This window comes from Nocardioides sp., assembly GCF_025965415.1.
Lineage (GTDB): Bacteria > Actinomycetota > Actinomycetes > Propionibacteriales > Nocardioidaceae > Nocardioides.
The window spans coordinates 25,923-34,146 of record NZ_JAOPWY010000007.1 but is presented as its reverse complement, the minus strand read 5'-3'; the positions used below and the strand labels follow the sequence as shown (position 1 = coordinate 34,146).

Genomic DNA, 8,224 nt, shown 5'->3' with positions numbered 1-8,224 from the left:
CGATCTTCGCGGCCACGGCGGCGACCTGGGCGTCGACCCACCCGGCGGCCTCCGGAGTGAGGGACGGGGTGGCGTGGATGGTGGCTTCGGCGACGAGCCGCGCACGCCAAGAAGGAACGGCACCGGCATGGACCTGCGCCCACAGCCGGGGCAACCGATGCCGCAACTCGAGGGCGTGTCCGATGAGCCGCTTCGCCGACACCGAGGTGATGCCGAGGACCGACCCGAGTTCGGCGACGCAGAACTCCGCCGCCGCGGGGCAGCCGATGCCGGCGATCGGTTCCTCGTGCTCGCGACCGAGACCGCCGCCGAACGTGAAGGTCGCGGCGGAGTGGATGGAGTCCGGCGGGTGGAGGTCGGCCCACCGCGCGGCGAGGGCGAGCACGTCAGCCGCGGCACGGTCCTCGGCGGCCTTGCGGTCACGAGCGAGGGCGAGCAGGGCGGCAGGGCTGAGGTCGTCGTCGACCCGGCTCCCACTCCTAGTCCTGCTTCACTCGTCTCGATCACGTGTTCGATTATATGAGAATGGTGCGACACTCCTCCAGGGGCGAGTCGTGGAGGAACGATCAAGATCTGGTCGAGCCGGCTGGGGGGGTTTCGACACGGTCGCTGCGCGACCTGCTCAACCAGCGATGGGTGGCGGCGCGACCTGCTCAACCAGCAGCAGGCGTGGGCCGGGGTCGGCCATTTCGGGCGGCCGCAACACCCCTGACATGCTGGCGCCGTGATCCCCAGCGCCCGCCGTACGGCGATGCTCCTGATCGGTTGCGTCGTGCTCGGCACGGGGGTGGCGATGCTGCTCACGGCCGACCTGGGCTCCGACGGCTACTCCACGTTCGTCAACGGCATCACGCTGAGCACCGGGGCCGCCTTCTGGATCGCCAACCTCGTCGTCGGCGTGGTGCTGGTGGCCCTGGCCATGTTCCGCAAGGTCTACCCCGGCATCGGCACGGTCGTGCAGGTCGTCCTCGTCGGGGTGGTGGTCGACGTGGTCCTCGGGCTCATGACGACCCCCGACCACCTGGCGTGGCGCGCAGTCCTGCTCGCCGCCGCCTTCCCCGTCCTCGCGCTCGGGATCGCGCTCTACCTCGGCAGCCACACCGGTGCCGGGCCGGCCGAGGCGGCGGCGCTGGCCTGGGACCCGCCGGTGGCCTTCAAGTGGAGCTACAGCGTCGTCCAGGGCGGGGGAGCGATCGGCGGGTGGCTGCTCGGCGCGACGGTGGGTGTCGGCACCCTCGCGGTGATCTTCCTCCTCGGCCCGGCGGTGGACCTCGCGGCCCGGATGTTGCGGGTCGATCTCCACCAAGCGACGGATCCCCCCGGCGGGGATGCTGCCTAGGCTGGCGGCATGCTGATCGCCGAACAGCTCTTCCTGCTCCTGCGTCGTGACGACGGCAAGCCCGAGTGCATGTCCGCCCAGCGCGGCTACGGCATCGCGGCCGCGATCGTCACCGACCTCGTGCTCGCCGAGCGGATCACGCTCAGCGACGACAAGGACCCGCGGATGACTGTCCTCCGGCCGGGCCCGCCCGGGCACCCCGCGCTCGACGCCGCGATGAGCCGGCTCGAGGAGCGCGACGGCAAGAAGCTGTCGTCCCTGGTGACCGACCGCAAGCTGGCGGTCGAGCAGCAGGTCGCGGCGGCGCTGGCCGCTGCCGGGGTGATCGACGTCGAGGAGAAGCGCGCCCTCGGCCTGGTCCCGGCGAAGTACCCCGTGCTCGACCCCGAGCCGGAGCGGCGTACGCGTGAGCAGCTGCGCGTGGTGCTGCAGGGCGGCACCCCGCAGCCCGAGGACGCGACGCTGCTGGCGATCCTCCAGGGCCTCGGCGTCGCGCCGAAGGTCCTCGACGACGAGAAGGGGACGCTCGGGCGCCGCGACCTCAAGCGGCGCATCGAGCAGGTCAGCACGGAGGTCAAGGCCGGCGAGGTCGTCGCCAAGGCGGTGGCCGCGATGAATGCGGCGATCATGACGGCCGCGATCATGCCCGCGATCGCCGCCGGCGGCAGCTCCGGCTGAGGCTCAGCCGGAGGCCGGCCGACCGGTCAGCACGCGCACCGCGAGGTCGGTCGTGAAGTCGTTGTCGAGGAACCCGACCACCTTGGTCACCCGGTCCAGGTCCAGCGGCAGCAGCCCGCGCGAGCCCGGCACGTCGGGGGTGAGCCCGAGGTCGAGGTCGTCCTGCCCCGACATCATCCGCACGTTGAAGTCGTAGCGCTCGCGCGCGCCGTCGGCCCGCAGACGTCGTACGACGGTCGCGCCGAGGCGGCGGCCACCGGTCTCGGCCGCCCAATCGTCGAGCGCCTCGGCCAGCGCCCGTCCCTCGTTGTGGTCGATGTCGGACCACGCCGCAGCCATCGAGCCGGCGACGTCGAGCAGGATCGCCGCCGTCTTCTCGCCGATGCCCTGGACGCCGGGCAGGTTGTCGCTGGAGTCGCCGCGCATCGCGGCGAAGGCGAGGTAGTTGGCCGCGCGGACGCCGTACATGTTGAAGAGCCGTGCCGGGTTGAGCATCGGGGAGCCGTGGATGCCCCCGTCGATGAGGCGCAGCACCTGGGTGTGGCCGCTGATGTGGGCGAAGGCGTCGCGGTCGGAGGTGATGATGACGCAGTTCCAGCCGTTCGCCGTCGCCCACGTCGCCCCCGAGGCGTTGACGTCGTCGGCCTCCAGCCCGGGCGGGGTCAGGGTGGCGAGCCCGAGCGCGTCGAGCAGGGCGCCGGCGCGGTCGAGCTGGTCGACGAGCTCGGCGTCCTTCTCGGCGCGGCCTGCCTTGTAGTCGGGATAGGCATCGCGGCGCACGGACGAGGTCCGGTCGTCGAGCCCGAAGATCACCGCGTCCGGGCCGATCGTGTCGATCGACTCGAGGATCTGGCGCAGCATCCCGTGCAGCGCCCAGATCGGCCGCCCCGCGCGGTCGCGCAGGCCGGTGTGCGCCCGCGCGTGGTGGTTGCGGTGCAGCAGCGAGGGGGCGTCGACCACGAGGAGGAGCCTGCGGTCGCGCGTGTCGGTCTGGGTCATGGCGATCGCCGCCAGCCTAGACGGGGACCTCAGGCACCCATGTCCTCGAGGTAGCGGGCGAAGCCGTCAGGGGCGCGCGCCACCCGGCGGCCCGACGTCGTCACCGCGATCCCACCGGTCGCGACCCAGTCGACGCCGGCACGACGCAGGGCGCCGACGAGCTCGACGTCCTCGTGCGCGGCGATCGGGGCGAAGCCGCCGACCGACTCGTAGGCCTCCCACGAGAACCCGAGGTTCGCGCCGTGGATGTGCTCGTGCCCGTCCGCGGCGCTGTGCCGCTCGAGCCACCGGGCGAGCTCGTCCTCGGTGAGGTCACCTGGCCGGGGCCGGACGGTGCCCACGACGAGACGGCGGCCCGTGCGGGCCATCCGCACCTGGGCGAGCAGCCAGTGGCGGGGGACGACGCTGTCGCCGTCGGTGTTGGCCACCCAGAGCGAGCCCGGGCCGGAGCCGGTGGTGGCGACCCAGTCGGCCGCTGCGGCCACACCGAGGGCCCGCGCGACACCCACGTTGCCGGCCTGCGCGACGACGGCCGAGACCTCAGGGCGAGCGGCCACCACCTGCGCCGAGCCGTCCTGGCAGGCGTCGAGCACGACGAAGACCCGCGTCGGGATCTCGGGGTGTGCCTGCGCGAGTGCCGCCACGGCGTCGGCGACCGAGTCGAGGCATGCCGGCAGGAGCTCCTCCTCGTCGCGGACGGGGACCACGACGGCGAGCGCCGTCGGCCCGGTCACGAGGGACGACCCAGCACGTGCAGCAGGAAGTCGGTCTCCTGGTGCTCGACGAGCACAGGTGCGCCGGTGGCCAGGAAGGCGTCGTGGACGGCGGGGCCCGCGAGGGGCCAGCCGACCGGCTGGTGGCGCCAGTGGCACAGCAGCAGGTGCCCGTCGTCGGTGAGCGCGCGGAGGGCGAGCCCGACGACCTCGCCGAGCTCGCGGGGGCTCAGGAAGTAGCCGACCTCCGAGATCGACACCAGGTCGAAGCGCCCGTCCGGCCACTCGGCCGGCACGCGCGCCCGTCGTACGTCGACGGTCTCCACCCCGGCCGTACGCCGGCGGGCGAGGTCGATCGCGGTCTCGCTGGCGTCCAGGGCGAGCAGGTGGTCGCAGCGTCCGGCCAGGTCGACGGCCAGCGCGCCGACGGAGCACCCGACCTCGAGGGCCCGGCCGTAGTGCTCGCGCGGCAGGCTCGCGAGGGTGAGTGCGCGCTTGCGGCGCTCGTAGAAGGAGTCGACCTGCCAGGGGTCGGGTCGCTCGCGGTGGACGACGTCCAACGCGTCGTCGTCGACCCTGTCCTCGCAGGCGATGAAGAGCTCGTCGCGCTCGAAGTGGGCGAGCAGGTCGTCGTCCAGCAGGACCTCGTCGCCGGCCGCGTCCGAGAGGGGGCCGACCTGGCTGGCGTGCGCGGCCACCGCCGCCCGCTTCGCGGCCAGGTCGGCCGCATCCAGGGGCAGCCGGGTGGCCCGGTCCCACGGCAGGTCGTCCTCCGTGCCCCAGTGCCAGAGCCACACGGGGTACTCCAGCAGCCGGGCATCGGTCCGTGCGGCGGCGACGGCGGCCGCCCGCCCGACCGCCTCGTGGTCGGGGTGCCCGTCACGGCGCCACGGCGCACACAGGAGCACGTCGGCCCCGTCGGTGCCGATGGCGGCGACGAGGGCCGCGACCAGCTCGGTGGCGTGCGACGCGACGTCGCCGTCGGGCAGGTCGAGGCACGTCACGGTCGCCTCCGGGGCGAGCCCGGTGATGGCGGCGCGCAGCTCGGCCCGGCGGACGTCAGCGAGCTGCTGGGGCGTGTGCGAGGGGGAGTGGGGGTGCGACCCCTCCCCGGCCGTCGCCGTGACGACCTCGACGCGCCACCCCGCGAGGGCGGCGCTGCGGATCAGACCACCCGCACCGAGGGTCTCGTCGTCGGGATGGGCGCCGACGACCACGAGCCGGCTGCGTGAGGCCGGCAGCTGCAGGGGTGCGAGCGTGCGGCGGGCGAGCGTGTCCGTCCACGCGGCGGCGGGCGTGCCGGGCCGATCGTGGCGGAACTCGGGTCCGGTCACCACCCGCTCGCACCGGGACGGGTGAGGTCCTGCCCCAGGGCGGCCTGGTCGCGCTCGGCGTGCCACTGGCGCAGGTAGAGCTCGAGGTCGGCCACCCGGCGGGCGTGCTCCTCGTCGGTGGCGAGCGGTCCGGGGCCGAGGCCGTGGGCGGCGCGGCGGAGCACGTCCTCGGCGGCCAGCGCGACGACCTCGCGCACGCGGAGCGCCGTGCGCCAGCCGTCGGCACCGCGCAGGTCCCCGTCGTCGACGGCGTACGCCGCCTGCTCGAGGACGCAGCGCGCGGCGTGCAGCGCGGCGTCGACGGCACCGAGGTGCATGAGTGCCACCTGGTCGGGTGGGCGGGTGGCGCTCGCGGCCAGCATCCGTCGGGCCACGCCGACGGCGCCGCCGAACCAGACGGCGGCGACCCCGATGCCGCCCCAGGCGAAGCCCGGACGCTCGAGGTACCACCCCGGCTCGCCCACGGCGCCGGCCGGCACGGCCGCGAAGTCCATCGGGCCCGAGTCGACCGCAGCGAGGCCGCGCGCGGCCCAGGTGCCCGGCACTGCGGTGACGCCGGGCTGGGTCAGGTCGACGGCGAAGAGCTGTCGGTCCTCCCCGACGCGGGCGCTGATCAGCGCCCGGTCCAGCACGCCGGCGAGCGAGCACCAGTGCTTGCGCCCGTCGAGGACGTACGCCGTCCCGCTGCGCTCGGCGCGCAACGGCTCGCCCGGCCCCTCGGCGGCGAAGACACCCCAGGTGCCGGCCTCGACGGCGACTCCCGCCTGGTCGAGGATCGCGAGGGCGTCGAGGTGCGGCTCCAGGGTGCGCGCCACGGTGAGGTCGACCGCGGCGACGCTCGCCAGGGCCGACCAGAGGTGACTCGTGCGCCCGTCACCGGGCGTCGGCAGCTGCTCGCCCACGACCCCCGCGAGCGCGAGGGCGGCCGGCACGTCGCCCGCCGCCTCGCGGGCGCGGTCGACGAGGTCCGCGAGCTCGCTCCGCTCGGCGTCCGTCGGGACGCCGAGCAGCACGGGCCCGGCGTCAGGCACGGACGTCGCGATCCCAGAACCGCAGGGAGGCGCAGCGGGTGACGAAGACGTCGGCGTCGTCGGCCGAGGCGAGGTCGAGGAACCCCTCGTCCGGCTCCACGCCCGCCGCGGCGAGCAGCGCGCCCGCATCCGCGCCCAGCCCGACGAGCTTGTGGTGGGCGAAGGCGTCGCTCACGAAGTCCTGCGCGCTCGCGCGACCGGCGAGGTCGCTCGCGCCGTCGGCGGACGGCAGCAGGGCCACCGCGTCGAAGAGCACCGAAGGACCACCGTCGATGGCGTGGTCGGGGGTCAGGGTGCCGCCGCCCCTGAGCTTGACCGGACCGATCGCCGGGGCGACGTACTCCACGACCGCACCGGCTCCCTCGAAGGCGGAGGCCACCGCCTTGACCACGGCCTTGTCGCTGCCGTTGGTCACCAGCACTCCGAGCTTGCGGCCCGCGAAGGACTCCGGCCCGTTGAGCAGGATGCTGAGCGCGGGCGACTCGGGCAGGTCGGTGCGCGTCGGCACGGCGGCCTCGGCCGCCTCGGGCAGCGGCATCGCCAGCTTGTCGGCCACGCGCTGCGCGAGGTCCTCGTGGACGTTGCGCAGGTTGGCGAGCATCCGGGTGCGGATCCTCGGGTCCTCCACCTTGGCGAGCTCGAAGGAGAACGCGTCGACGATGTGGCCCTGCTCGACCTCGGTCTGGCTGAGGAAGAACTGGCGGGCCTGGCTGTAGTGGTCGGCGAACGACGCCGCCCGGAGCCGCCGGGTCGGCCCCGACTCCTGCCGCATGACGCTCTGGTAGCCCTGCACGACGTCGGCGCGGGGTCCGCGGTCGTCGCCGGTCAGCGAGTTGGGCTCGTAGTTGCCGCGCCCGATCTGGGGATCGGTCTGCATGTGGCCGTCGCGCTGGAAGTGCCGGACCGGGCAGCGGGGAGCGTTGACCGGCAGCTGGGTGAAGTTGGTGCTGCCCAGCCGCTTGAGCTGCGTGTCGAGGTAGGAGAAGTTGCGCCCCTGGAGCAGCGGGTCGTTGCTGAAGTCGATGCCGGGGATCACGTTGTGGGTGCCGAAGGCGACCTGCTCGTTCTCGGCGAACATGTTGTCGACCACCCGGTCGAGGGTGAGCCGTGCGATGACCCGCACCGGCAGCACCTCCTCGGGAATGATCTTGGTGGCATCGAGGACGTCGAAGTCGAACTCGTCGGCGAACGCCTCGTCGAAGACCTGGACGCCGAGGTCCCACTGCGGGAGGTCGCCGCTGTCGATCGCGGCATAGAGGTCGCGTCGGTGGAAGTCGGGGTCGGCGCCGTTGATCTTGAGCGCCTCGTTCCACACCACCGACTGCATGCCCTGGCGCGGCTTCCAGTGGAACTTGACGAAGGTGTCGTCGCCGTCGGCGTTGACGAACCGGTAGGTGTGGACGCCGAAGCCCTCCATGAAGCGGAACGAGCGCGGGATCGCGCGGTCGCTCATCGCCCAGAGCAGCATGTGGGTCGACTCGGGCATCAGCGACACGAAGTCCCAGAACGTGTCGTGGGCCGAGGCCGCCTGCGGCCAGCCGCGGTCCTGCTCCTCCTTGACCGCGTGGACGAGGTCGGGGAACTTCGTCGCGTCCTGGATGAAGAAGACCGGGATGTTGTTGCCGACGAGGTCCCAGTTGCCCTCCTCGGTGTACATCTTGACCGCGAAGCCGCGCACGTCGCGGGCGAGGTCGGGGGAGCCCATGTTGCCGGCCACGGTGGAGAACCGGACGAAGGCCTCGGTCTTCTTGCCCCTGGACTGGAAGGGCGCCGCGCGCGTGAGGTCGGGGATGGCGTCGAGGCACTCGAGGGTCCCGTGCGCGCTGTAGCCGCGCGCGTGCACGACCCGCTCCGGGATCCGCTCGTGGTCGAAGTGGAACATCTTGTCGCGGAACGCGAAGTCCTCGAGCAGGGTGGGTCCGCGGTCGCCGACCTTGAGCGAGTTCTGCCCGTCGCCCAGCGGCGTGCCCGTCGCGGTGGTCATGCGCTCGCCGCGCTTGACGCCCTGGTGGAGCTCGTCGCCCTCGCCGCGCTGGTCCGGCGTGGTCGTGCTCGGTCGCTTGTTCGGCATCGCTCTCCCAAGGAGGGTGCTGGGCGCTGGGGTGCGCCGGAGGTTCGGAGGTCCGACGT

The 8,224-nt window shown here is 73.4% G+C and carries 7 protein-coding genes and 1 pseudogene; 2 read left to right on the top strand and 6 right to left on the bottom strand.

Going from position 1 to position 8,224, the window contains the following annotated elements:
- Nucleotides 1-385 (bottom strand): annotated as a pseudogene (locus tag JWN97_RS00945) (HNH endonuclease); the annotation flags it as partial.
- A gap of 339 nt (nucleotides 386-724) precedes the next feature.
- Here JWN97_RS00945 and JWN97_RS00940 point away from each other — a divergent pair.
- Together JWN97_RS00940 and JWN97_RS00935 are read left to right on the top strand one after the other, a co-directional pair.
- Nucleotides 725-1,339, top strand: a complete 615-nt coding sequence (locus tag JWN97_RS00940) for a hypothetical protein (protein ID WP_297616761.1) — start codon at nucleotides 725-727, stop codon at nucleotides 1,337-1,339.
- Nucleotides 1,340-1,348: 9 nt separating this feature from the next.
- Nucleotides 1,349-2,017 (top strand): GPP34 family phosphoprotein, encoded by a 669-nt coding sequence (locus tag JWN97_RS00935; RefSeq protein WP_297616758.1) that lies wholly within the window; start codon nucleotides 1,349-1,351, stop codon nucleotides 2,015-2,017.
- Between the two features lie 3 nt (nucleotides 2,018-2,020).
- Here the strand turns inward: JWN97_RS00935 and JWN97_RS00930 are convergent, their stop codons facing one another.
- Genes JWN97_RS00930 through JWN97_RS00910 form a run of 5 tightly spaced genes read right to left on the bottom strand, consistent with a single transcriptional unit; the run spans nucleotide 2,021 to nucleotide 8,165 of the window.
- Nucleotides 2,021-3,016, bottom strand: a complete 996-nt coding sequence (locus tag JWN97_RS00930; RefSeq protein WP_297616755.1) for a 5'-3' exonuclease H3TH domain-containing protein — start codon at nucleotides 3,014-3,016, stop codon at nucleotides 2,021-2,023.
- A 29-nt stretch (nucleotides 3,017-3,045) separates the two neighbouring features.
- On the bottom strand, nucleotides 3,046-3,750 hold the full coding sequence (locus tag JWN97_RS00925; protein WP_297616752.1) for a glycosyltransferase: 705 nt from the start codon (nucleotides 3,748-3,750) through the stop codon (nucleotides 3,046-3,048).
- Nucleotides 3,747-5,063 (bottom strand): bifunctional PIG-L family deacetylase/class I SAM-dependent methyltransferase, encoded by a 1,317-nt coding sequence (locus tag JWN97_RS00920; protein WP_297616742.1) that lies wholly within the window; start codon nucleotides 5,061-5,063, stop codon nucleotides 3,747-3,749. Before JWN97_RS00920 ends, JWN97_RS00925 begins: the two co-directional genes overlap by 4 nt.
- Nucleotides 5,060-6,094 (bottom strand): acyl-CoA dehydrogenase family protein, encoded by a 1,035-nt coding sequence (locus JWN97_RS00915; RefSeq protein ID WP_297616739.1) that lies wholly within the window; start codon nucleotides 6,092-6,094, stop codon nucleotides 5,060-5,062. Before JWN97_RS00915 ends, JWN97_RS00920 begins: the two co-directional genes overlap by 4 nt.
- Complete coding sequence (locus JWN97_RS00910; protein WP_297616736.1) at nucleotides 6,087-8,165, bottom strand: catalase; 2,079 nt, start codon at nucleotides 8,163-8,165, stop codon at nucleotides 6,087-6,089. Before JWN97_RS00910 ends, JWN97_RS00915 begins: the two co-directional genes overlap by 8 nt.
- Nucleotides 8,166-8,224: the final 59 nt, after the last annotated feature.